The sequence below is a fragment of the Carboxydothermus islandicus genome, assembly GCF_001950325.1.
In the GTDB taxonomy this organism is placed as follows: domain Bacteria; phylum Bacillota; class Z-2901; order Carboxydothermales; family Carboxydothermaceae; genus Carboxydothermus; species Carboxydothermus islandicus.
The window spans coordinates 1-344 of sequence record NZ_BDJL01000078.1 but is presented as its reverse complement, the minus strand read 5'-3'; the positions used below and the strand labels follow the sequence as shown (position 1 = coordinate 344).

At 48.5% G+C, this 344-nt stretch carries 1 pseudogene; it reads left to right on the top strand.

The features are described 5' to 3' along the window. A pseudogene (locus ciss_RS13365) lies at positions 1–344 on the top strand (hypothetical protein); the annotation flags it as partial.

Here is a 344-nt window from a genome sequence, read left to right as displayed (position 1 = left end):
GAGTTTGGCTGTCAATCCTGCCACAGTCCGCACGGACAGGGAGGAAACGCCCGGATTTTAAGTCCCGACCCGAACAAAATTGCGCGGGTCAACTATGTAAACGGTGCGGTATATGCCGACAGTGGCGATACCGGATACACCTTAGGATTTACCAATCAAAAGCTGTACATGACGGGAACGGCTGTAGATGGTGCAGTTTATTATGTAACTTACCAGGGTAGGATTGCCAGCGGGTATGAGATTACCTGGATAAAAGGGTATCCGTATTCAGGCAAGACCCAGGTATGGGTAAATGGCAACGACATCAGCAAAACCACTTATTATCAAATTGACAACAGCCAGGG